At 55.1% G+C, this 21,410-nt stretch carries 23 protein-coding genes; 17 read left to right on the forward strand and 6 right to left on the reverse strand.

Annotated features, from left to right (window positions below):
* Together CU103_RS06385 and CU103_RS06390 are read right to left on the reverse strand one after the other, a co-directional pair.
* Window positions 1–462, reverse strand: coding sequence for a tripartite tricarboxylate transporter TctB family protein (locus CU103_RS06385; protein ID WP_106663067.1), 462 nt, complete (start codon window positions 460–462; stop codon window positions 1–3).
* Window positions 463–540: 78 nt separating this feature from the next.
* On the reverse strand, window positions 541–1,518 hold the full coding sequence (locus tag CU103_RS06390) for a tripartite tricarboxylate transporter substrate binding protein BugD (RefSeq protein ID WP_106663068.1): 978 nt from the start codon (window positions 1,516–1,518) through the stop codon (window positions 541–543).
* 259 nt (window positions 1,519–1,777) lie between these two features.
* Between CU103_RS06390 and ade the strand changes: the two genes are divergently transcribed.
* From ade to CU103_RS06410, 4 genes are read left to right on the forward strand one after another with little or no spacing between them, the layout of a single operon-like run.
* Complete coding sequence (gene ade / locus CU103_RS06395) at window positions 1,778–3,592, forward strand: adenine deaminase (protein ID WP_106663069.1); 1,815 nt, start codon at window positions 1,778–1,780, stop codon at window positions 3,590–3,592.
* Window positions 3,589–4,848: a threonine ammonia-lyase IlvA gene (gene ilvA / locus CU103_RS06400; RefSeq protein WP_106663070.1), complete on the forward strand. Its 1,260-nt coding sequence runs from the start codon at window positions 3,589–3,591 to the stop codon at window positions 4,846–4,848. Before ade ends, ilvA begins: the two co-directional genes overlap by 4 nt.
* A gap of 8 nt (window positions 4,849–4,856) precedes the next feature.
* The gene (locus CU103_RS06405) at window positions 4,857–5,402 is read left to right on the forward strand and encodes a DUF1697 domain-containing protein (RefSeq protein WP_106663071.1); all 546 of its coding nucleotides are present in this window, start codon (window positions 4,857–4,859) and stop codon (window positions 5,400–5,402) included.
* On the forward strand, window positions 5,399–5,935 hold the full coding sequence (locus CU103_RS06410; RefSeq protein ID WP_106663072.1) for a DUF1697 domain-containing protein: 537 nt from the start codon (window positions 5,399–5,401) through the stop codon (window positions 5,933–5,935). Before CU103_RS06405 ends, CU103_RS06410 begins: the two co-directional genes overlap by 4 nt.
* Here the strand turns inward: CU103_RS06410 and CU103_RS06415 are convergent.
* Window positions 5,932–7,338, reverse strand: coding sequence for an aminotransferase-like domain-containing protein (locus tag CU103_RS06415; RefSeq protein ID WP_245448636.1), 1,407 nt, complete (start codon window positions 7,336–7,338; stop codon window positions 5,932–5,934). The genes CU103_RS06410 and CU103_RS06415 overlap by 4 nt on opposite strands.
* Window positions 7,339–7,451: 113 nt before the next feature.
* Here CU103_RS06415 and CU103_RS06420 point away from each other — a divergent pair, with 113 nt between their 5' ends.
* The 8 genes from CU103_RS06420 (at window position 7,452) to CU103_RS06460 (ending at window position 14,446) form a co-directional block, all read left to right on the forward strand.
* Window positions 7,452–8,315 (forward strand): DMT family transporter, encoded by an 864-nt coding sequence (locus CU103_RS06420; RefSeq protein ID WP_106663074.1) that lies wholly within the window; start codon window positions 7,452–7,454, stop codon window positions 8,313–8,315.
* A 329-nt stretch (window positions 8,316–8,644) separates the two neighbouring features.
* Complete coding sequence (locus CU103_RS06430) at window positions 8,645–9,985, forward strand: DEAD/DEAH box helicase (protein ID WP_106663338.1); 1,341 nt, start codon at window positions 8,645–8,647, stop codon at window positions 9,983–9,985.
* 188 nt (window positions 9,986–10,173) lie between these two features.
* Complete coding sequence (locus tag CU103_RS06435; protein WP_106663339.1) at window positions 10,174–11,208, forward strand: cysteine synthase A; 1,035 nt, start codon at window positions 10,174–10,176, stop codon at window positions 11,206–11,208.
* Complete coding sequence (locus tag CU103_RS06440; protein WP_106663076.1) at window positions 11,208–11,954, forward strand: alanyl-tRNA editing protein; 747 nt, start codon at window positions 11,208–11,210, stop codon at window positions 11,952–11,954. The genes CU103_RS06435 and CU103_RS06440 overlap by 1 nt, the downstream gene beginning before the upstream one ends.
* A gap of 2 nt (window positions 11,955–11,956) precedes the next feature.
* Window positions 11,957–12,808, forward strand: a complete 852-nt coding sequence (sseA, locus tag CU103_RS06445) for a 3-mercaptopyruvate sulfurtransferase (protein ID WP_106663340.1) — start codon at window positions 11,957–11,959, stop codon at window positions 12,806–12,808.
* A 3-nt stretch (window positions 12,809–12,811) separates the two neighbouring features.
* The gene (locus tag CU103_RS06450; protein ID WP_106663077.1) at window positions 12,812–13,348 is read left to right on the forward strand and encodes a GNAT family N-acetyltransferase; all 537 of its coding nucleotides are present in this window, start codon (window positions 12,812–12,814) and stop codon (window positions 13,346–13,348) included.
* Between the two features lie 95 nt (window positions 13,349–13,443).
* Window positions 13,444–13,881: a hypothetical protein gene (locus CU103_RS31010; protein ID WP_146147751.1), complete on the forward strand. Its 438-nt coding sequence runs from the start codon at window positions 13,444–13,446 to the stop codon at window positions 13,879–13,881.
* A gap of 91 nt (window positions 13,882–13,972) precedes the next feature.
* Window positions 13,973–14,446, forward strand: coding sequence for a DUF1203 domain-containing protein (locus CU103_RS06460; RefSeq protein ID WP_106663079.1), 474 nt, complete (start codon window positions 13,973–13,975; stop codon window positions 14,444–14,446).
* Between the two features lie 48 nt (window positions 14,447–14,494).
* Here the strand turns inward: CU103_RS06460 and ald are convergent, their stop codons facing one another.
* Window positions 14,495–15,610, reverse strand: a complete 1,116-nt coding sequence (ald, locus tag CU103_RS06465; RefSeq protein ID WP_106663080.1) for an alanine dehydrogenase — start codon at window positions 15,608–15,610, stop codon at window positions 14,495–14,497.
* 153 nt (window positions 15,611–15,763) lie between these two features.
* Here ald and CU103_RS06470 point away from each other — a divergent pair, with 153 nt between their 5' ends.
* Window positions 15,764–16,249 carry an Lrp/AsnC family transcriptional regulator gene (locus tag CU103_RS06470; RefSeq protein WP_106663081.1) on the forward strand — a complete coding sequence of 162 codons (486 nt, stop codon included), beginning with the start codon at window positions 15,764–15,766 and terminating at the stop codon, window positions 16,247–16,249.
* Between the two features lie 149 nt (window positions 16,250–16,398).
* On the opposite strand, the gene CU103_RS06475 is transcribed toward CU103_RS06470, so the two are convergent.
* Together CU103_RS06475 and CU103_RS06480 are read right to left on the reverse strand one after the other, a co-directional pair.
* On the reverse strand, window positions 16,399–16,758 hold the full coding sequence (locus tag CU103_RS06475) for a hypothetical protein (RefSeq protein ID WP_106663082.1): 360 nt from the start codon (window positions 16,756–16,758) through the stop codon (window positions 16,399–16,401).
* Window positions 16,755–18,017, reverse strand: coding sequence for an SAM-dependent methyltransferase (locus CU103_RS06480; RefSeq protein ID WP_106663083.1), 1,263 nt, complete (start codon window positions 18,015–18,017; stop codon window positions 16,755–16,757). Before CU103_RS06480 ends, CU103_RS06475 begins: the two co-directional genes overlap by 4 nt.
* Before the next feature lie 536 nt (window positions 18,018–18,553).
* Between CU103_RS06480 and CU103_RS06485 the strand changes: the two genes are divergently transcribed.
* The 4 genes from CU103_RS06485 (at window position 18,554) to CU103_RS06500 (ending at window position 21,135) form a co-directional block, all read left to right on the forward strand.
* The gene (locus tag CU103_RS06485) at window positions 18,554–19,024 is read left to right on the forward strand and encodes a Csu type fimbrial protein (protein ID WP_425350574.1); all 471 of its coding nucleotides are present in this window, start codon (window positions 18,554–18,556) and stop codon (window positions 19,022–19,024) included.
* A 117-nt stretch (window positions 19,025–19,141) separates the two neighbouring features.
* Window positions 19,142–19,858: a fimbrial biogenesis chaperone gene (locus CU103_RS06490; RefSeq protein ID WP_106663085.1), complete on the forward strand. Its 717-nt coding sequence runs from the start codon at window positions 19,142–19,144 to the stop codon at window positions 19,856–19,858.
* Between the two features lie 19 nt (window positions 19,859–19,877).
* Window positions 19,878–20,477, forward strand: coding sequence for a hypothetical protein (locus CU103_RS31015; RefSeq protein WP_146147752.1), 600 nt, complete (start codon window positions 19,878–19,880; stop codon window positions 20,475–20,477).
* Window positions 20,440–21,135, forward strand: a complete 696-nt coding sequence (locus CU103_RS06500; protein ID WP_162707282.1) for a Csu type fimbrial protein — start codon at window positions 20,440–20,442, stop codon at window positions 21,133–21,135. The genes CU103_RS31015 and CU103_RS06500 overlap by 38 nt, the downstream gene beginning before the upstream one ends.
* Window positions 21,136–21,410 lie beyond the last annotated feature (275 nt).

Below are 21,410 nucleotides of genomic sequence, written 5' to 3' on the forward strand. Positions count from 1 at the left end.
TTACTGTCCGAGCCAGGGGCCAAAGCGCCGGAAGGGCAGGCCGAGGGCATAGCTGAATACGATGACGGAAAAGAGTGTCAGTCCACCGACAAGGAGGAGCGCCGTACCAGGGCGCATCTTCGTGCTGGCAAATGCCGCAAGGAGGGCGGTGAGAAATAGCGACGGAACAAAGCCGAGGCCACGAACGGTCAGGCCGAAAAAAATAGGCGCCGGCAAAATAAACAGTATACCACGCCAGGCGATGGGGCCCATTGGTTCATGCTCGACCTGCGTGCCCTGAATGATGACGACAATGCCAAGCAACACAAGCATGCCCGCCAGAACCAGCGGAAAGTAACCGGGACCCATACGGAATGCTGTCCCGAGTTCAAGTCCATAGGCTTGTATGGCGAAGAACAAGCCAACGAGTATGAACAACACGCCACAAATCAGGTCACGCGAACTGAAGCTCAACGATTTCATACCGCCCCTCCCGCCGTCTTACGGCAATTTTTATAAAAAAGGGTCAGAAATGATCTATGGTTTCTGACCCCTTGTGGATCAATCAGCGTATTGACCAGCGGCTTCAATGACCGGTTTCCAACGGGTGACTTCGCTTTCAAGCTTTGACTTAAGGCCTGCGGGCGTTGCTTCCGCATCGGTTACCGGTACGGTTCCGAGCTCAGCAAAACGCGACACGATATTGGGGTCTTTCAACGCCTTTTGAAGCGATGCTGACAGCTTCTGCGTAACCTCCCCGGGCGTCCCCTTTGGAGCATAAATGCCGTGCCAGATACCAACTTCGAGTCCAGGCAATCCAGCTTCAGCAACGGTGGGGAGATCGGGAAGGGCGTCGAGCCGTTTGGCCGATGTAACCGCGTAAGCCTTGACCGTGCCGCCCTTGATCTGTTTTGTCGTGTTGGTGGTCTGATCACACATCAGATCCACTTGACCGCCAAGAAGATCAGTCATGGCCGGGCCCGTGCCCTTGTACGGAACGGTCACCAGCGACGTTTTGATTTCGCTCATGAACAACATGCCGCACAAATGAGACGCGGCGCCGATACCGGCATTCGCAAGGCTCACCTTGTCGGCATTTGCCTTCACGTATTCGACCAGGCCCTTGAGGTCGGTTGGTTCGAAATCCTTTCTGGCGACGATGGTCATGGGCACGTCGGTGACGAGGCCGACATATTCGAAAGCGTTGAGCGTATCGTAAGGAAGCTTGCGATAGAGCGTAGCGCTCGTCGCCATGCCGATGTGATGGAGCAAAAGCGTATATCCATCCGGCTCGGCCTTGGCCACCTGAGATGCTCCAAGCGTACCGCCCGCGCCGCCAACGTTCTCAACGATGATTTGCTGATCAAGATCTTTGGACATGGATTCAGCAACAAGGCGCGTTACCGTGTCGGTTGGACCGCCAGCCGCGAACGGCACGACCATTGTGATGCTGCGCTCAGGGTAGCCTTGGGCGTTTGCTGCTCCCGAGAGCAGGGCCAAGACTGCTGTGGCAGCTAGCGAAATAGCGAGTTTGTGCATTAATGTTCCTCCCAGAATAATGCTCGAAACGGCTTCAGCGCACCTTCGTCGTCGACGCCATCAATATCTTTTCTCCTGCGATATTGGCAGCTTCGACTTCGGCGCGTAGCATTCATGCTATCGGACGTAACCACGGCTGGTATGTCAAGCAATTCATGGGGTTCGTGAATATTTTTGACAATTGGACTGTGAACAACGTCGCGAGGTCCGTTTTCGTGTATGCATCGTTCCTACCCATTGAATGACTAGAGGTAACGCAATGAGCAAACAGGCAAGAGCCGGCAACCGACCGCAGTCTTGGACGCAATCAGCATCCCTGCTGGTGGATGTTGCCATGGGCCGAAGCCACGCGGATATCGTGGTGCGTAACGGTCGTCTTGTCAGCGTCTATTCCGGGGAAATCATTGCGGGCATCGATATTGCCATTGTGGCAGGTAGGTTTGCCTTCGTCGGCCATGGGGCGACCCATTGTATTGGGCCCAAAACCAAGGTGGTGGATGCCGGAGGGCGCTATCTGATACCTGGTCTCTGTGACGCGCATATGCATGTCGAAAGCGGGATGGTTACGGTCACCGAATTCACACGTGCGGTCATTCCCCATGGCACAACATCAATGTTCATCGACCCGCACGAAATTGCCAATGTATTGGGCCTTGAGGGCGTGCGGTTGATGCATGACGAAGCGCTGGCCATGCCCATCAATGTTCACGTGCAGATGCCAAGCTGTGTTCCTTCGGCGCCAGGGCTGGAGCATGCCGGTGCTGCCATCACTCCGGCTGACGTTGCAGAGGCTATGACCTGGCCAAATATTATCGGGCTAGGTGAGGTTATGAACTTTCCGGGCGTCGCAAACAACGATGCCACAATGCGCGGCGGCATTGATGCAACCGTAAAATCGGGCAAGACCGTCGGTGGTCACTTTGCTTCACCGGAGCTTGGCCGGGCATTCCATGGTTACGTTGCGGGTGGTCCCGAGGATGACCATGAGGGCACGCGGATGGAGGATGCGATTGCTCGCGTGCGCCAGGGCATGCGGGCAATGCTGCGTCTTGGGTCGGCCTGGTACGATGTTGCCAGCCAGATCAAAGCCGTGACGGAGCAGGGGCTGGATCCACGCAATTTCATATTGTGCACCGATGATAGCCATTCGGGCACGCTGGTGAATGAAGGTCACATGGACCGCGTCGTTCGTCATGCGATTGCGCAAGGATTGAAACCGGTGACCGCAATTCAGATGGCGACCTTGAACACGGCACAGCATTTCCGGCTGGAGCGCGAAATTGGCTCGATCACGCCAGGGCGCCTTGCAGATTTCCTGATCGTGTCGGATCTTGCGAACCTGACGATCGATCGCGTTTACGCGCGAGGATTGCTCGTGGCCGAGCAGGGCAAACTTGTTATTGAAATACCGGCATATAACTATCCCTCATTCGCCAAGAATACGATCAAACTTGGCAAGAAATTGAATGCCAAGGATTTCGATATCAAGGCGCCCAAACCCACCAAACATGTCACTGCGCGGGTGATCGGCGTGATTGAAAATCAGGCGCCTACCAAGGCACTGGAAGCTGACCTCTCCGTATCCGACGGCATCGTCCAGATGGACCGGCGGAACGATGTCTGCCAGATTGCCCTTGTCGAACGCCACCGTGGAACAGGTGCAGTGGTCAACGGCTTCGTTTCCGGCTTTGGTTATACGCTTGATTGCGCCATGGCTTCGACTGTCGCCCATGACAGCCACCATATGATCGTGGTCGGCACAAACAAGGAAGATATGGCAAAGGCTGCCAATAGGCTTGGTCAAGTCGGAGGTGGCGTTGTGCTGTTTTCCAAGGGCCGCGAACTTGCCCTGGTGGAAATGCCTATCGCGGGTCTCATGTCCGACCAGCGTGCGGAAATAGTCGCGGGGAAGGCCGACAAGCTGGTCAGCGCCATGCGTGCGATGGGCTGCAGCCTCAATAATGCCTACATGCAGCATTCGCTGCTGGCGCTGGTGGTCATACCGGAATTGCGCATTTCGGATGTCGGGATTATCGATGTAAGGACATTCGAGAAGGTTGACCTGTTCCTATGACTGCTTTCATCAAGGCCGTGGACCGCGCAACGGAAAAGATGCGTGTGCTATTCCCGGAAACGCCGCTGCAACTCAATCACTATCTGTCCCATAAATACGGTGCGCAAATCTGGCTGAAGCGCGAAGATCTATCGCCGGTACGCTCCTACAAGATCAGGGGCGCATTCAACTTCATTTCCCACTATCTGAACGAACACAAGTCCGGGAGCCCGATTTTCGTTTGTGCGTCTGCCGGTAATCATGCCCAAGGTTTTGCCTTCATTTGCCGGCATTTTGCCAAGAAGGGTGTCGTCTTCATGCCCGTGACGACGCCGCAGCAGAAGATAGACAAGACACGCAGTTTTGGCGGCGAATTCATCGAGATCCGCCTTGTTGGCGATATTTTCGACCAATGCTATTCCGCAGCGCAGGATTATGCTGCCGAGTCGAGTGCAGTGATGGTACCGCCCTTCGATCACATGGATATCATCACCGGGCAGGCTACTGTGGCGCATGAGATCGCTGCGCAGCTACCGGACAAGCGCAAACCGGATTTGATGATCCTGCCTGTTGGCGGAGGCGGCCTCTCCGGTGGCGTTACGCGCTATCTGGCTGATCTTGGCTGGGAAACGCGCTTCCGCTTCGTAGAACCCGCCGGCGCGCCAAGCCTGAAGCGCAGTCTTGAAGCCGGTAAGCGCGTCAAGCTTGATACCGTCGATAATTTCGTCGATGGCGCTGCCGTTGCTGAAATCGGGCGGGAAAACTTCAAACTTCTCAAGGGCTTCACGGCAGATTCTGTTACTTTGATTCCAGAAAATCGACTGAGCTCGACAATCCTGGAAATGCTCAACGTTGAAGGGATCGTCGTAGAGCCAGCGGGCGCTTTGGCAATAGACGCGCTCAAGGACTTCAAGAAGAGCGATATCAAGGGCAAGCGGATTGTCCTCGTCATTTCCGGCAGCAATTTCGATTTCGAGAGGCTGCCCGAATTGAAGGAGCGGTCGCTGCGCTACGAGGGTTTGAAGAAATACTTCATTTTCCGCTTTCCTCAGAGGCCAGGGGCGTTGCGCTCGTTTCTTGATCTGCTGGGCCCGGAGGACGACGTTGCACGTTTCGAATACCTCAAGAAATCGGCACGCAATTTCGGGTCCGTGCTGATCGGTATTGAAACGAAAAACAAGGTCAATTTCGACACCTTGTTCAAACGGTTTGACGAAGCCGGCTGGGCTTATCAAGACATCACTGACAATGAAAGCATCGCGGGACTGATTATTTAAGGAGGCAGATGGCGACTTATATCGTTCTGTTTCGAGGCGTCGGCGGCGCGACGTTGCTGCCCGTTCAGCCATTGAAAACGGCCCTGATCGAAGGCGGGTTTGAACGCGTCGCTACCTATATCAATACCGGCAATGTCGTTCTTATTTCGGACGCGAGACCCAAGGTTATCGTACAACGGATTGCTGCTATTGCCTTGGAAAAATTTGCTTTTTCCAAGGCAATCATGATCCTCAGCAAACCCCAATGGAAAAAACTCATCGCTGACAATCCTTTCCCGGAACACGCCGGGGAGGGCGACAAGCTGCATGCATTTCTCATGGAGAAGAAGCCGGACGATGAAGCCGTCAAGGCGCTGGAACGCAAAGCGATTGGATTGCCTGAGCAATTCAGGATCGGCGGCAAGGTGCTGTACTATTACCCGCCACAGGGCGCTTCCCAGTCCAAATTACACGGAAAGATTGAATCCACACTAAGAGTCACCACTACGGCGCGCAACTGGAATACAGTTTTGAAACTTGAGCAGTTGGCCGACAAGCTGGAGAAGACTTCATGACGACTTATATTGTGCTTTTCCGTGGCATCAATGTCGGAGGGAAACGGGTCGTGAAAATGGAAACGCTCCGGACCCTGCTGATCAAGGCAGGTTTCACTGATGTGAGAACCTATATTCAGAGCGGAAATGTCGTTCTGGCGTCAAACCAAACGGCGCGGCGTATCAACGAGACCATTTCAGCTTTGTTTTCGAAAGCATTCGGCTTCGAATCACGCATATCTATTCGTAACGTTGATGAGTGGAATTGCATGGTTGCCAAGAATCCTTACCCGGAAGCCAGTGAAAGCGCCAAATCCCTTCATGCAGTCATTCTCGACGGTGATCCGACTGACGCGGCGCTGGCGGATTTTACCAGCAAGGCCAGCGGGAAGGAGAGTTTCACCTTGAGAAACCGCGTACTCTATCTTTATACGCCTGATGGCTTCGGCACGTCCAAGCTTGCCCTCGCCCTCGACAATGCGTTGAAGGTGCCACTGACCGCGCGCAACTGGCGCACTGTCCTGATGCTTCAGGAGATTGCGGCTTCAATCTAGGGGGACATGAGCGCGCTTTGCAGAACCTGAAAAATGTGCGGATCCGTGCACTGCGCTACGTTGAATCGCATATAGGAATTTGCCGATTGCGATTGGCTGAAGACATTGCCAGGCGCAAAAATGATCCCTTCTGCGAGTCCGTATCGAGCGATTTTTGCGGCGTCGGCACCATCCGGCAGTTTGCTCCATAGAAACATGCCACCCTGCGGTTCGATCCATGGCGTAAGGCCAAGCGCCTTCAATCGGACGCCGGTTTCGCTCATGCTTCGTGCCAGTCGCGTCCGCAAAGCATCCATGTGTTTGCGGTAAGTGCCATCTTTCAGCATGAAGAGTACGAGCTCGGCCGATAATTGCCCGCCGCCGAAGGACGTCGCAATACGGATATCTACAAGTCCTTCGATCCAGTCCCGGCGCGCTGCTATAAAGCCGCAGCGAATGGACGCCGACAGTGATTTGGAGAAACTGCCAATATGTACGACCCGGTCGAGCCCATCGAAAGCGGCAAGGCGAGGGGCAGGCTCATGTTCGAAATCGGCAAAGATGTCGTCTTCGATGATTGTGAGATCATGTTGTTCGGCGAGCTTGAGCAGCCGATGTGCAGTGACAGGGGAGATCACAGCACCTGTCGGGTTATGCAAAGCGGAATTGGTAATGTAGAGACGCGGGTGATGTTCATGCAGCGCCTCGGCAAAGCGCTCGAGATCGGGGCCGGCGGGCGTATATGGTACTCCGATTACCTTGGCGCGATGTGCCTTGAGCAAAGCGTGAAAATTGAAATAGCAGGGATCATCAACGATGACCGCGTCGCCAGGCTCAATCAGGAACCGGCAGAGCAGGTCGATAGCCTGCGTTCCGGATTCCGTCAGCATGACCTGATCGGGCGCGGCTTCAACGCCGTGTTCGGCCATGCGCCGTGACAGGAGTTGGCGTAGCGGTTTCAGCCCAAGCGGAGATGCATAATCTGTCAGGGAGGCATTATCGGCTCTTGCCAAAGCCCGCAGGGCACGGCGAATACCTTGTTCTGGCATCCATAAGGGAGGTAGCCAGCCGCAGCCGGGCTTTGCCATGTCTGCGCTGGCATCGAGTGACATCCGCGACACCCAGAGTGGGTCGATAGCACGGTCCAGCTGGGGCTCGATTTCCGTCAACGACAGTGGTGGCAGATGTCCGGCCACGTAAAAACCGGATCCGCGTCTCGACTGGATGACGCCTTCGGCTGCCAGCCGGTCATAAGCCTCCACGATCGTCGACTTCGAGACCTCCATGGTTGACGCAAGGCTGCGGATTGAGGGCAGCTTGGCGCCCGGTGTCAGGGTTCGTCCGGCGATGCGCTGGCGGATCGCGTGCATCACACGCTCAACCAGCGTACCACCCACATGATTGGCAGCAAACTTCATATCCATCTGTATTGCTGACCTTTCCATTACAGTTCTTAAGGATTGTACTGCACCGTATCTGGAAAATCCATGTTCGAAGGCCGATACGACGATAAAAATATGATGGCTGGATGAAAAATATGGACAAGATAACGAATGGCTGGATCAATGGCTTCGTGGGCGTACTGATCTTCAGCGGATCGCTGCCGGCTACACGCGCCGCCGTTGCGGATTTCGACCCCATTTTTTTGACGAGCGCTCGTGCCACCATCGCTGCGGCGCTGGCACTAGCATTGCTGCTTGCCTTTCGTGAAAAGCGCCCGACAAAGGCCGATCTCGGCCCGCTATTTATCACAGCGATGGGTGTGGTTGTCGGGTTTCCGCTACTGACAGCTCTGGCACTGCGTCACATCACTTCGGCACATTCCATTGTGTTTGTTGGTCTTCTGCCGCTTGCAACCGCTATATTTGGCGTCTTGCGTGCGGGTGAACGCATGCGTCCGCTGTTCTGGCTGTTTTCCTGTCTCGGCAGCCTGCTCGTTGCCGGTTTTGCGCTGACGCAGAATCTCTCCGCGTCGTTGACCGGGGATCTCCTGATGTTTGCCGCGATTGTCGTTTGCGGCCTTGGTTATGCCGAAGGAGCCCAGCTCTCACGCAGACTTGGGGGCTGGCAGGTCATTTGCTGGGCGCTTGTTCTTTCGTTGCCGGTCATGCTGCCGCTTACGCTTTATATACTGCCCGAGAACTGGAGCGGCATTGGTGAGCCAGCATGGATTGGCCTTTTCTACGTCTCGCTATTCTCGATGCTGATTGGCTTTATCTTCTGGTATCGCGGTCTCGCACAGGGCGGAATCGCGGCCGTCGGTCAGCTGCAATTACTGCAGCCATTCTTCGGCCTCGTTCTTGCTGCAACGCTGTTGCATGAGCCCGTGGGCTGGCCGATGATCATTGTCACCATGGCGGTCATCCTGTGCGTTGCGGGTGCCAAGCGGTTCGCCAAATAATTCCGTCGTTTTGCGTTGCACAATAAAATCGTTTGCTTTTTAGCGCAAGAAAGCCCATATGCCGTTCAGGCGCTTGGACCGGTCAATCCGGACTTCCGAACTAGGACTTGTGGCGTCTGAGACCCATCCGCATGAAGCGGAGGGCACGGCTGCGCAAGTCGCATGGAACCACAAGCCTTTGGCATATGGTTTTCCGCGTCTCGTCGTTCATCCAGAAATTGTTGCACGCAGGTTGCGCCCTGTGATGCGTTGTGTGGCCCGCGATAATCCGCGCTGGCCAGTGAAAGAAGATTGAATTGGAAACTATTGAAACAAACGGCTTTGCGGCCATGGGTCTGAATGCCATCCTGCTGAAAGCAGTCGAGGCTGCCGGAATGGCTACTCCCAAGCCGATCCAGGCACAGGCCATCCCGGCACAGCTTGCAGGTCAGGACATTCTCGGCATCGCCCAGACGGGTTCTGGCAAGACAGCAGCTTTTGCTCTGCCAATCCTGCAGAAGATCATCACTATCGGTGACAAGCGCAAGGGCAAGACGGCGCGCGCGCTGGTCCTTGCGCCAACCCGCGAACTTGCCGTGCAGATCGAAGAAACGTTCCGCACCTTGGCGAAAGGCGCACATATCTCGACCGCTCTCGTCCTTGGCGGCGTTTCGCGTATTGCGCAGATCAATAAGATGCAGGCCGGTGTCGATGTCCTGATCGCAACCCCCGGCCGGTTGACCGACCTTGTTCGTGACAACCGCGTCGATCTATCCGAGACGCGTTGGCTTGTGCTCGACGAGGCCGACCGCATGCTCGATATGGGGTTCATCAACGACGTGAAGCGTATCGCCAAGGGCACGCATCGCGATCGCCAGACCGCGCTGTTTTCGGCGACCATGCCCCAGGAAGTGGCAACGCTGGCAGCCACCCTGTTACGTAATCCGGTTCGCGTTGAAGTCGCACCGCAGGGCACTACAGCTGCCGAAATCAAGCAGGTCGTGCATATGATCCCGACCAAGCAGAAGAAGCAGGTTCTCTCTGCCATGCTTAAGGACGAGACCTTGGCTTCGGTCATCGTTTTCACCCGCACCAAGCATGGTGCTGATGCTGTGACGCGGGTCCTCGAGAAGGACGGCTATGACGTTGCCGCCATTCACGGCAATAAGTCGCAGAATGCACGCCAGCGCGCGTTGAACGGCTTCAAGGATGGTTCTGTGCGCGTTCTCGTCGCCACCGATATTGCAGCACGCGGTATCGATGTCGTTGGTATCAGCCATGTGATCAATTTCGACCTGCCAGACGAACCAGAGAGCTACGTTCACCGCATCGGCCGTACCGGTCGTAACGGTGCATCGGGCTCGGCAATCACATTGTACGATCCTGCAGAAGAGAGCTCAAAGCTGAAGGCGGTTGAACGCGTCACGCGGATGCGCCTTCCGATGCATGATTCCCCAATCGATCTGTCTAGCTTGCCGGCTCGTGCAGCCAATAGCGACCAGCGTCCACCACGCCGCGAAGGCGGCACTGGCGCACCTGGCAAGAAGCCGCACCGCGGTCAGTCTGCCGGTTCCGGTAAGCCGCGCGAGGCGCGCGGCGAAAAGATCTGGAGCAACGACGGTGGCGCGCCGGCGCAAAAGCGTCCCTTCCGCCGCAACAAGCGCAAGAGCTTTGGCGCCAAAGCCGCCTAGGCGTCCTCGCCAACGACTTTCCGGCCGTCAGCACATCGTGTTGGCGGCTTTTTATTTGCTGGTTCCCTTCGATCAACTTGTTCCACCAAAACAAATAACCGCATATCGTCCAGTTTGAGGAATTCTGCGCTTGAACGCCTTCCCCGGGGCAAATAGGTTCAGTTCCAACAGAATGAAGGACTATGCGCATGTTTGATTCAGTGATCGACACCATCGGAAACACACCGCTCATTCGCATGAAGAAAGCGTCCGACCTCACCGGTTGCGAAATTTACGGCAAGGCCGAGTTCTTGAATCCAGGCCAGTCAGTCAAGGACCGCGCGGCGCTCTATATTATCCGCGACGCTGAAAAGCGTGGACTGCTCAGGCCCGGCGGCGTAATTGTCGAGGGCACGGCCGGTAATACCGGCATCGGCCTCACCATGGTCGCCAAAGCATTGGGCTACCGCACCGTTATCGTGATCCCCGAAACCCAAAGCCAGGAAAAGAAGGATGCGTTGCGGTTGCTCGGCGCGGAGCTTGTTGAGGTGCCTGCTGTTCCCTACAAGAACCCGGACAATTATGTGAAAGTCTCCGGCCGTCTTGCGGAGCAGATGGCGAAAACCGAGCCGAATGGTGCGATCTGGGCAAATCAGTTCGACAATGTCGTCAATCGCCAGGCGCATGTGGAAACCACGGCACAGGAAATCTGGCGTGATACGAATGGCAAGGTGGACGGATTCATCTGTGCTGTTGGCTCTGGCGGCACGCTGGCCGGCGTTGCCCAAGGGCTGAAAGTCAGGGATGCGTCAATCAGGATCGGGCTTGCTGATCCGCTCGGTGCGGCGCTCTATTCCTATTATACGACGGGTGAATTCAAGGCCGAGGGAAGTTCGATAACCGAAGGTATCGGGCAGGGGCGCGTTACGGCCAATCTCGAAGGCTTTGCGCCAGACTTTTCGTACCAAATCCCGGATGCGGAAGCATTGGAAGTGGTGTTCGATCTGGTGACGGAAGAGGGGCTTTGTCTCGGCGGCTCGTCCGGCATCAATGTTGCCGGTGCAATCCGCATGGCGCGCGATATGGGGCCAGATCACATCATTGTCACGGTCCTCTGCGATTACGGCAACCGCTATCAATCAAAGATGTTTAACCCCGAGTTCCTGCGTTCCAAGGATTTGCCTGTGCCGGCATGGATGGAGGCGAAGACCAACATACCGGTTCCGTTCGAGAATAAATCCTGATGGCGTACGACACGATGATCCTTTTCCGCGACGATTCCTACATGAAGGAAATCGACGCGACGGTGCTCGCGATCAATGAACGCGGCGGCATTCTAATGGACCGGACGGTGTTTTACGCAACCTCGGGCGGCCAGCCTGGCGATACGGGCATGTTTATTCGCTCCGATGGCTCGACCATCGCAATAGCGGCAACCGTGACTGGCGAAACTAAGGATGAGATCATCCATGTGCCGACACCTGATCAGCCTGTTCCTGCAATTGGTGAAAGATTACGCCTGCGCCTCGATTGGGACCGGCGTTACAAGCTGATGCGAATGCATGCAGCATGCCATTTGCTCAGTGTCGTCTGCCCGTTTCCGATAACCGGCGCGGCGGTTGGCGAGGATGACAGCCGCGTGGATTTTGATTTACCGGATGCAGGCGTGACCAAGGAAGGCGTAACCGCGAAACTGATGGAATTGGTCAATGCCAATCATCCCATCTTCACACGTTGGATCACGGATGAAGAACTGGCCGCCAATCCGGGCCTGATAAAATCCAAGAATGTGCGTCCACCAATGGGCACTGGACGCATCAGGCTGGTGTGCATCGGCGAGAATGCTTCAGTGGATTCTCAGCCCTGCGGGGGAACGCATGTCGCTACCACTGGCGAAGTCGGAGCGATCCACATCGGAAAAATTGAAAAGAAGGGCAAGGAAAACCGGCGGTTCCGTATCCGCTTTGGTACCTCGCCGGAAGGAGAATGAACGTGTCGGACAAGAGCGCTTTTGTGGTTTCCCCCGAATGGTTGCAAGAGCGTCTGGATCAACCGGGCCTCAGCATTCTCGATGCATCCTGGTATTTCCCATTCCAGAATCGAGACGCCAAGGCGGAATATGATGCGGCGCACATTCCAGGCGCCGTCTTTTTCGACCACGAGAAACTGTCAGATTCCGACTCATCGCTACCGCACACCTTGCTAAAGCCGGAAGCTTTTGCGGCAGCCGTCAGCAGCATGGGGATCACAAATGACGATACGATTGTTGTTTATGATGGTCCGGGGATGCACACATCGCCACGCGTCTGGTGGATGTTCCGGACAATGGGCGCGACGAGTGTATTCGTGCTCGACGGAGGTTTTGAAAACTGGAAGAAGGCCGGCAGGCCGGTTACCAATGCGGTGACCAAGATCGCGCCATCTGCCTTTGTGCCCAAATTCGATGCTGCCAAGGTGGCGAGCTTTGCCGACATGCGCAAGATCGTCGAGAATGGTTCGCGGCAGATCGCCGATGCCCGCGCTGCCGGCCGCTTCAAGGGTGTTGATCCGGAGCCGCGGGAAGGGTTGCGCTCGGGGCACATGCCGGGCGCGCGTAATGTCCCTTCATCAAGCTTGGCTGATAACGGATATCTGAAAGATATCAGTGCTCTAAGACAAGTTCTGGATGAGGCTGGTGTTGACCTGTCACGACCAATTGTGACGAGTTGTGGATCGGGCATTACGGCGGCCGTCATTACGCTCGCACTCGAATCCCTCGGTCACAACGACAATATGCTTTATGATGGGTCTTGGACTGAGTGGGGCGGAAACAAGGACACACCGGTCGTTACCGGGGATGCATGAGTCATGACCGACGCAGCAAAGCCACGAATTTTGAGAACGCGGGTTACGCACTTGGAAATGACGGAGCGGCCGACCCAGTCTGTGCCGACGCCTGTCAGCTTCAAGCTCGCATTGATGCGGGCCACGAAGATTTCGCTGCCATTCTACCGTTTTCTCTACGAGCAGGTCGGAAAACCGCACCATTGGTCGGTGCACCGCAACCTGAGTGATGAGGATTTGGCAGCAATCATTCATCGCGACAATATCGATATTCACGTTCTGTACGCCGACGGATCGCCAGCAGGCTTCTTCGAACTTGTGCTCGACGAAGCGCAAGGCGTCGCCGAAATTCTGTATTTCGGCCTGGTTCCGGAGTTCCAGGGAAGGGGCCTGGCCAAGTTCTTTCTGAATGAGGCGATCTCGACAGCATGGATGAGTAGCCCGCAAAAGGTGATCATCGAAACCAATACACTCGATAGTCCGCGTGCATTGCAAATGTACCAGAGGATGGGGTTCAAGCCCGTCAGTTTTGCAGAAGCGGAAATCGAAGCCTGGAATTAGTCTTCGATATCGTCTTGTTTCCACCTTAAGTTGTATAGCGGGGCGCCTAGAATCTCTCTATCAGCTCTTCATAGAAGGGTTTCAGGGGGATTGAAATGAATTTGAAGCAAGTATTGTTGACCGTGACGGCAGTTTCGTCAGGACTATCAGCTGCCGGTTGCCAAACATCGGAACTCACAAGCACCCGTACCGGGTCGTCTGCCTTTACGATATCTGCAAAATCAGGGCACAAAACTGGACTTTTAAGCAACTATATGGTCAATCCAGACTGTTCCAGCGGCAAAGTCCCTGATTTCAAAGTTGCAGCAGCTCCCGCAAATGGAACGGTTGATCTCTGGCGAGGGGCGGTTTCTCCTTTCTTCGCACAAGGTCATTCGCTGCAAAAGTGTAACGTGCGCAAAATTGCAGCGGTCGGTGCTTTCTACACCTCCAAATCAGGTTTTGTTGGTACCGATAAAGTGGTTGTTTCGAGCAAGGCGCCCGGCAGTGATGTTTATAGTTATGTCACTGTCCATATTAACGTTGCGAAATAAGACACCGCTTCCATCCGATGCTTTTCCTGCAAGAATCGGGTGGTTTCATGCGAAATTGAGGTGTTTCCTTGCTCCAACAAAGGAGGCACTCATGAGCACGATCCGATTTATTGCAATGCCCACCACGCTCGCCCGTCACTATCAGGCGGGCGGTCCTGATGCCAATGGCCAGACACCGGAGGTCCAAATCTCGGACGGAGATGGCGTGCCCTGCAGGCACTGTCTGCACAATGTGAACGCAGGTGATAAATATCTCGTCCTTTCACACCGGCCGTTTCCGGCACCGCAGCCCTATGCGGAAACGGGGCCGATCTTCCTGCACGCGGATGAATGTGAGCGCTATGGAGAGACGACGGAAATGCCGGAGATGTTTCGTGAAAGTCGTGACTACATCCTGCGCGGCTATTCGTGCCAGGACAGGATCGTCTACGGAACCGGCGGAGTGATCAAGACCAATGACATACCGGATCGGGCAGAAGAGCTGCTGAAACGCGACGATGTCGCTTACGTCCACATGCGCTCGGCAAGGAACAATTGCTTCCAGTGCCGGATCGATTTGGCATAAAAAAGCCCGGACGTGTGTCCGGGCCCTTCTAAATTTTATGCAATAATATCAGGCGGCTATTGCCGCTTTTGCTTCAACCATCTCAAGACCGAGTGCCTCGGCGACAGCCTGATTGGTGATGCGGCCCTTGTGGACGTTGAGACCATTGCGCAGGTGCGGATTGTCGACAAGCGCCTTGACGCCCCGGTCGGCCAGCTGCAGACCATATTGCAAGGTGGCGTTATTGAGCGCATGGGCCGAGGTGACTGGAACGGCACCGGGCATATTTGCGACGCAGTAGTGGATGACGCCGTCGACCTCATAGGTCGGCTCCGAATGGGTCGTGGCGTGGGATGTTTCAAAGCATCCGCCCTGATCGATGGCGACATCGACAATGACGGCGCCTTTCTTCATGCCCGACAGCATTTCGCGGGTCACCAGCTTGGGTGCCGCAGCGCCCGGGATGAGAACGGCGCCGACGACGATATCGGCGGAAAACACTTCTTCATCAAGGGCTTCTATGGTCGAGTAGCGGGTGTGAATGCGGCCGCGGAACAGGTCGTCGAGCTGACGCAGACGCGGAATCGAGCGGTCGAGGATTGTCACGTCGGCGCCGAGGCCCGTTGCCATCATTGCCGCATTGATGCCGACAACACCGCCGCCGATGATGGTCACCTTGCCGGGTAGCACGCCAGGCACGCCGCCGAGGAGCACACCGCGTCCGCCATTGGCCTTCTGCAATGCGGTCGCACCGGCCTGGATGGCGAGGCGTCCGGCAACTTCCGACATCGGCGCAAGCAATGGCAGGCCGCCGCGATCGTCCGTTACAGTTTCGTAGGCAATAGCAGTGACGCCAGAGGCGAGGAGACCTTTTGTCTGCTCCGGATCTGGAGCAAGATGAAGATATGTATAAAGAATCTGTCCGTCGCGAAGCTGCGTCCATTCGCTTGGCTGCGGCTCTTTTACTTTAACGATCATGTCAGATTGTGCGAATACTTCTTCAGCAGTCTTGGCAATCTTTGCGCCTGCTGCCTGATAGGCTCCGTCGTCGGCGCCTATTCCAATGCCAGCTCCGGACTGGACGATGACCTGATGGCCATGGGCGATATATTCGCGTACGGCCCCCGGAGTGAGACCGACGCGATATTCATGGTTTTTGATTTCCTTCGGGCAGCCAACGCGCATAACGCCTCCTGATAGTGTTTATAAGTGTTCCCGTTTGAGGCAAATATCACATCACGAATCGCGTCGCATGTCCTTGCCAAGAAGCCTCGACTGGCTTGCATTTTTCGAATAATCTTGCGCGAAACAACACATCTGCCGAAGAAAGCTCGAACAATGTCATTAGACAGGATTGATATCGCCATACTCGACAACCTGCAGAAGGATGGCCGCATGTCGAATGCGACACTGGCCGAAAAGGTGGGCCTGTCGCAATCTGCCTGTTCACGGCGATTGGATATATTGGAGAAGTCGGGCGTCATCCGCGGGTACCATGCGCGGCTCTCAAACAAGATGCTCGGGCACCCGGTCATCGTAATCGTCAATATTTCACTTTCCGGTCAAGCCGATAAACAACTTCGTGAATTCGAAACGGCAGTAAAGCGATGTCCAAATGTTCTTGTTTGTTACCTTATGTCTGGCGAATATGATTATTTGCTTCGCATTGCTGCGAGGGATCTTGAAGACTACGAGCGTATACACAAATTCTGGCTCTCGGCCATGCCGCATGTGACGAAAATCAATTCTTCATTTGCGCTGCGCGAAGTCGCGGACCGCACCGGCCTCGGCGTCGAAACCGCGCTTATCGATGTCGCAAGCTAGGGTACGCTTCAACTAGATACACCTATTTTTCTCGCGATGATTGATAAGCTTTGGCCATAATCGCACGTTCTTTGGCAAGAATCGGCGGTTCACGGGTGAGATTCGATTATTTTGGTGGAAGATTGTCCCGGCAGCTACCCAGATGGTGTTCACTCCGCGGCGAATGCTTTCTTGATCTTGGCAGGCGCCTTGGCGTGCCAGGCAAGTTTGATGCGGTGCGCAAGTTCCGCGTCGGATACAGCGTCCAGGTGCATCAAGATGTAGGGCCAGCCCTTGTAGTGGTCGGTCTCGAAATAGATGTTCGGCACGTTTTCCATGAGGAGAGGTTTTTCCTCCAGCGGACAGTGAATGGCGAAGGTATCCTTATCCTTCAAACGACCGAGAAAGGATGTCTTCACTTTCAACGAGGGCGTACCGTGGGTGGTGCTGCGCACGAGTTCGGGAAGGTTCAGTCCGTTGGCGATAGCCCAGACGCGGTCAAAGGCTTCATCGAATGTATCGGTTGTCATGATTTATAGAATACCTGGCGCACATCGATATATTCTGAACGGAACCCGGCCTCACAATAGAAGAGATAAAATTCCCAAAGCCTCTTGAAGCGACCATCAAAGCCGAGGTGCCGTAACCGGTCCCATGAACCCCAAAACCGCTGGCGCCATTCGGCAAGCGTCCTGGCATAATCCTGCGGAAAGACATTCTCGCGATAGATATCGAGGCCGAAGTCCTTGCCAAGTTTTTTCAGCTTCTCCGGCGTCGGCAACATGCCACCGGGGAAAACATAGCGTTGAATGAAATCCGGCCGCTTGCGATAGCGATCGAAGGATTTGTCGTTGATGGTGATGATCTGCATGCCGGCGCTGCCGCCGGGATTGAGGCAGTCCTTAACCTTGCCGAAAAATACCGGCCAGTATTTCTCACCGACCGCCTCGAACATTTCGATCGAGGCGATGTGGTCATACTTTCCCTTCTCGTCACGATAGTCCTGAAATTTGATCTCCACCTTGTCCGAGAGCCCGGCCTTCTGCATGCGTTGTGTCGCATATTCGAATTGCTCGCGACTGATGGTAAGCCCGGTCACATGCGCACCAACCTCACGTGCAGCATACTCGGCAAAGCCACCCCATCCACAGCCAATTTCCAGCACTTTGCTTCCAGGGGTAATTCCGATGTTGCGGGCGAGGGCGCGATATTTTGCGGTTTGCGCACTTTCAAGATCGTTGGCGCCTTCGCCATACAGCGCCGAGGAATACGTCATCGTCGGATCGAGCCATTCGCGATAGAAGGCGTTGCCGAGATCGTAATGCGCCGAGATGTTTTTGCGCGACCGGGTCCGGGTATTTTCGTTAAGCCAATGGCGTAGCCGCTGGACAGTGTTCATGAACCAGTTTGAACCGCCCGCAAGATCCTCGCCAACCTGTTCGTTGACCACGAAGAGTTCCAGGAAGGTCGCGACGTCAGGACTTTCCCAATCGCCATCCATATAAGATTCGGCCAAGCCGATTGTGCCGCCAGAAAAGGCTCGGCGGGGTAAATTCCAATTGTGCAGGACCACCGCGGCATCGGGACCCGTTTGTCCGCCGCCCACCTTGAAGACACGCTTGTCCGGTGTGGTGATGGTCAGCGTGCCACGTGGCAGATGAGCAGCGGCGCGCAATGCAGCCTGGGCCTTCAGCGGGAGGCCCCTCACTGCCGTGCCGACGTTTTCAGGCGTCAGCAGTTTGAGCTGCGCCAGTGTTCCGGAAGAAGCGTTCCTTGTCTTATTCGTCATCTGTTCGATCTTTCACTCTGCCGGCTCAATATTTGCCGCCAAAAGACAAATGTTCAAGATGTATTCATTCATGAGCTGTCCCGGCAGAACATGCGTACTCCACAGCAAATTGGATCATCTGTAAATGCGGCGGTGCTTTTTCGCACTCACCCATGCGGGATACAACTATCCGGCAGGTCCTGACCCTAAAACGTGGTTCACCAAGTAGATGCAAAACATAAAACGCACTTTTGAGGTCAATTATAATGCAACCTTATTCAACTGTAAGTAGAAACTTCTTGATCGGTCGTGGGTTTATCAGTTAACCAATCGAAGGTTTTCGCAATGACGGCAATAAAGTGCCGATAATTATTTGAGAACTAGAAATTTTTGTTGCAAGACCGTGCCGATCTATAATACATTTTAAATGTATGGTCCGTTAGAATCGGAAAATAATTACTGAGATATTATTGCTGATCGAGAGATTGTTGTATCACATCGGATTATTTAAAGGAGGTTCAATGAGTTTCAGCATTTTGCCAAACCGTGCCGTATTGATGGGCTTTGCTGCTGTTTTGGGCATTTCCAGCCCAGCTTTGGCGGTCACGGTGACAGGAAGTTTCACGGTCAAGATCAACATAAATGCCGAGTGCAGGGTGGTATCATCCGAGGAACACAATTTTGAAGGACGTGGTATCATAGACCAAAATATTGATACGCAGAGCGCCATTAAAGTGCAATGCACGAGCGGGACGCCTTACAGTGTGGGTCTCGGGCTTGGAATTGGGGCAGGCGCAACGCTTGCAGCCCGTAAAATGACTGGGCCAGGTAATGCCACGATCAACTACAATCTTTACCGGGATGCGGCCTTTACGGAAGTCTGGGGGACGACGGCTGCTACCGATACATTGTCCGGAACAGGAAACGGAGTGGAGCAGTCCATTCCCGTTTACGGGCGGGTTCCAGCGCAGTCCACGTCAGCGACCGGTGCCTACTCCGATACGGTAGCGGTAGCCGTCACTTACTAAGAGACTGGTTTGCGGAAATCATCCTGACGGACAGGATAGTTTTTTGGTTCTCGCCAAATGCTTCGTCGGGCTGATTTTCCGGTAGGTCTATCGGGTTAATTTCATACTGGAGATCGAATGCGAACCGTGCTTTATGGCATTGGGGTGATGGGCCTTGTGCTTTTTGCGGGTGTTGTCCAGGCGGCCTCCCTGCGCGTATCCCCCACCAATCTCGAAATGACAGTGCCCGGCAGTGCCGGGATCCTCACGTTGACCAACGAAGCAAAACGTCCGATCAATGTGCAGATAAGAGTGTTCCGCTGGACGCAGGTAAACGGTGCTGAACAGCTCGACCCCACCAATGACGTGGTGGTCAGTCCGCCTTCCACCAGTCTTTCCGCGAACAAGGATTATGCAATCCGCGTGCTTCGCGTGGCGAAGAAACCGGTCGTGGGTGAAGAGAGCTACCGAGTTATCGTTGATGAGTTGCCCGATCCTTCGCGCAAGAAGGCCGGAGCGGTTACCCTTGTCGTGCGCTATTCAATACCGGTTTTCTTCAAGGATCAGGACGCAACGCCACCAAAGGTCGACTGGGGGATTGCCAAAACGAAAGGGTCGCTGGTGCTCACTGCCCGTAACACGGGTGACATGCGGCTCAGGCTTGCCGATGTGCAACTGACCCAGCAGGGCCGTGTGCTCGGCGCGCGCGAGGGGCTCGTCGGTTACGTGCTGGGCGGCGCAAGCATGCAGTGGCCCATTGCCGGCGGGCATTCGGTTTCCGCGGGATCAATCGGGCTGAAGGCGCAAAGCGAATCCGGGTTGTTGAATGCCGATATTGCGATCAGCGGCCGTTAGGCTGGGGGCGATTATTTGCATGAGTTTGTGTCCGCCTTCCTTGTTGCAGGCGCAGGAGCCAGGGGGAGACGCGCCGGGTCATACGCAATCGCAAAACGCCGGGACAAAGGACCTCTATCTGGAGGTCTTCATCAACGGTGATTCCATGAAAATGATTGGTGCATTCAAGCAATTGCCTGACGGCGCGCTGGTAGCGCGACCCGAGGAGCTGCGAGAGGTGGGCCTTGAGCCGAATGGCAAGGCGGCCGCTCCTGACGGATCGATCAGGATCGATCGATTGCCAGGTGTCGGATACCGGATCGAGGCCGAAACACAGCGCCTTTACTTCACGACTCCAGATGCAGGGCGTGCGGCCAAGGTCATCGACATCAATCCGGAGCCTGATAAGGAGCGCCAAAAGCCCCAATCCAGCTATGGGGCAGTGCTGAATTATTCGCTGTTTGCCAGCACGGACAATTTGATGGACGGGAATGTGAAGCCGTTCCAGGGCATTTCCGGCGGCTTCGATGCGCGATTCTTCAGTCCCTATGGAACACTCAGCCAGTCGTTTACCGCAAGGTACAATTGGCCCGTTCCGGCTGATGACCGGCGGGGGATCGCTTGCGTATCAGCTCTATAGCGATCCAGCGCGGCAAGTCGTCTGGGGCTCGTGGATTTGGGCACTCACGCCACGCCCGCCGGAAATCTTCGTCGACGTTCCGCTTCTTGGACTCGGAACGACCACGACGACAATATATGGTCAGGTTCGCGCCAACCAGCCGACGGCGCCCGTCGGCAGCTATTCATCGGCATTTTCCGCAGCGCAGACCCCGTTCCGCTATCGCTACAATGACAACAATGGATGCGCAAATCCCGCGGGCATTCAGGGGACCACCAGCTTCACGGTCAGCCTCCAGACCGCCAAGGATTGCCTCGTTTCCGCCCATGATATCGATTTTGGCAATCGCGGCGTGCTGAGTTCCAATATCGATCAGGATGGACAGGTAACGGTGACATGCTCTCCGTTGACGCCCTACGTCGTGGCGCTCGGCCCCGGCGGCGCCAATGCCGGTCCGACTGCACGAAGAATGACCAAAGGGGCGGAATCCATTACCTATGGACTTTACCGCAATGCGGTAAGAAATCTTGCCTGGGGGGATACTGCCGGCAGCGACACGGCGAGCCAAACAGGCACGGGTCATGCTCAGAACCTGCCGGTCCATGCACGTATCCCGCCGCAGACGACACCGACGCCAGGCGCCTATAGCGACACGATCGTCGTTACCGTTACTTATTGACGTACGGGAACATTCGGTTGGCGAGCAAAAATCCATTTTGTTGACGCGATGGTCCAATATCACCCATACCCATACCCACGCTTGCGTATATAGTGTGAGGCGATGCAATTACTGGTTGATATGTTAGACTTAAGTAAAAGGCGATATTCGTGCTTAGGTTGAGTTGTTCTATATTGGCAGCTTGAAAGCTTGGATTAGTCTTAATATTTCGAATCTTTTGCCGATTTTCTGTTGACATGGACGCTATCCACGTCGTAGGCGAAATACTTATTAAT

This window comes from Phyllobacterium sophorae, assembly GCF_003010965.1.
Lineage (GTDB): Bacteria > Pseudomonadota > Alphaproteobacteria > Rhizobiales > Rhizobiaceae > Phyllobacterium > Phyllobacterium sophorae.

Excerpts from the sequence above, each read along its gene's own strand:
- CU103_RS06385 (WP_106663067.1), bottom strand. The coding sequence starts at position 462 with ATGAAATCGTTGAGCTTCAGTTCGCGTGACCTGATTTGTGGCGTGTTG.
- CU103_RS06390 (WP_106663068.1), bottom strand. The coding sequence starts at position 1,518 with ATGCACAAACTCGCTATTTCGCTAGCTGCCACAGCAGTCTTGGCCCTG.
- ade (WP_106663069.1), top strand. The coding sequence starts at position 1,778 with ATGAGCAAACAGGCAAGAGCCGGCAACCGACCGCAGTCTTGGACGCAA.
- ilvA (WP_106663070.1), top strand. The coding sequence starts at position 3,589 with ATGACTGCTTTCATCAAGGCCGTGGACCGCGCAACGGAAAAGATGCGT.
- CU103_RS06405 (WP_106663071.1), top strand. The coding sequence starts at position 4,857 with ATGGCGACTTATATCGTTCTGTTTCGAGGCGTCGGCGGCGCGACGTTG.
- CU103_RS06410 (WP_106663072.1), top strand. The coding sequence starts at position 5,399 with ATGACGACTTATATTGTGCTTTTCCGTGGCATCAATGTCGGAGGGAAA.
- CU103_RS06415 (WP_245448636.1), bottom strand. The coding sequence starts at position 7,338 with ATGGATATGAAGTTTGCTGCCAATCATGTGGGTGGTACGCTGGTTGAG.
- CU103_RS06420 (WP_106663074.1), top strand. The coding sequence starts at position 7,452 with ATGGACAAGATAACGAATGGCTGGATCAATGGCTTCGTGGGCGTACTG.
- CU103_RS06430 (WP_106663338.1), top strand. The coding sequence starts at position 8,645 with ATGGGTCTGAATGCCATCCTGCTGAAAGCAGTCGAGGCTGCCGGAATG.
- CU103_RS06435 (WP_106663339.1), top strand. The coding sequence starts at position 10,174 with ATGTTTGATTCAGTGATCGACACCATCGGAAACACACCGCTCATTCGC.
- CU103_RS06440 (WP_106663076.1), top strand. The coding sequence starts at position 11,208 with ATGGCGTACGACACGATGATCCTTTTCCGCGACGATTCCTACATGAAG.
- CU103_RS06450 (WP_106663077.1), top strand. The coding sequence starts at position 12,812 with ATGACCGACGCAGCAAAGCCACGAATTTTGAGAACGCGGGTTACGCAC.
- CU103_RS31010 (WP_146147751.1), top strand. The coding sequence starts at position 13,444 with ATGAATTTGAAGCAAGTATTGTTGACCGTGACGGCAGTTTCGTCAGGA.
- CU103_RS06460 (WP_106663079.1), top strand. The coding sequence starts at position 13,973 with ATGAGCACGATCCGATTTATTGCAATGCCCACCACGCTCGCCCGTCAC.
- ald (WP_106663080.1), bottom strand. The coding sequence starts at position 15,610 with ATGCGCGTTGGCTGCCCGAAGGAAATCAAAAACCATGAATATCGCGTC.
- CU103_RS06470 (WP_106663081.1), top strand. The coding sequence starts at position 15,764 with ATGTCATTAGACAGGATTGATATCGCCATACTCGACAACCTGCAGAAG.
- CU103_RS06475 (WP_106663082.1), bottom strand. The coding sequence starts at position 16,758 with ATGACAACCGATACATTCGATGAAGCCTTTGACCGCGTCTGGGCTATC.
- CU103_RS06480 (WP_106663083.1), bottom strand. The coding sequence starts at position 18,017 with ATGACGAATAAGACAAGGAACGCTTCTTCCGGAACACTGGCGCAGCTC.
- CU103_RS06485 (WP_425350574.1), top strand. The coding sequence starts at position 18,554 with ATGGGCTTTGCTGCTGTTTTGGGCATTTCCAGCCCAGCTTTGGCGGTC.
- CU103_RS06490 (WP_106663085.1), top strand. The coding sequence starts at position 19,142 with ATGCGAACCGTGCTTTATGGCATTGGGGTGATGGGCCTTGTGCTTTTT.
- CU103_RS31015 (WP_146147752.1), top strand. The coding sequence starts at position 19,878 with ATGAGTTTGTGTCCGCCTTCCTTGTTGCAGGCGCAGGAGCCAGGGGGA.
- CU103_RS06500 (WP_162707282.1), top strand. The coding sequence starts at position 20,440 with ATGACCGGCGGGGGATCGCTTGCGTATCAGCTCTATAGCGATCCAGCG.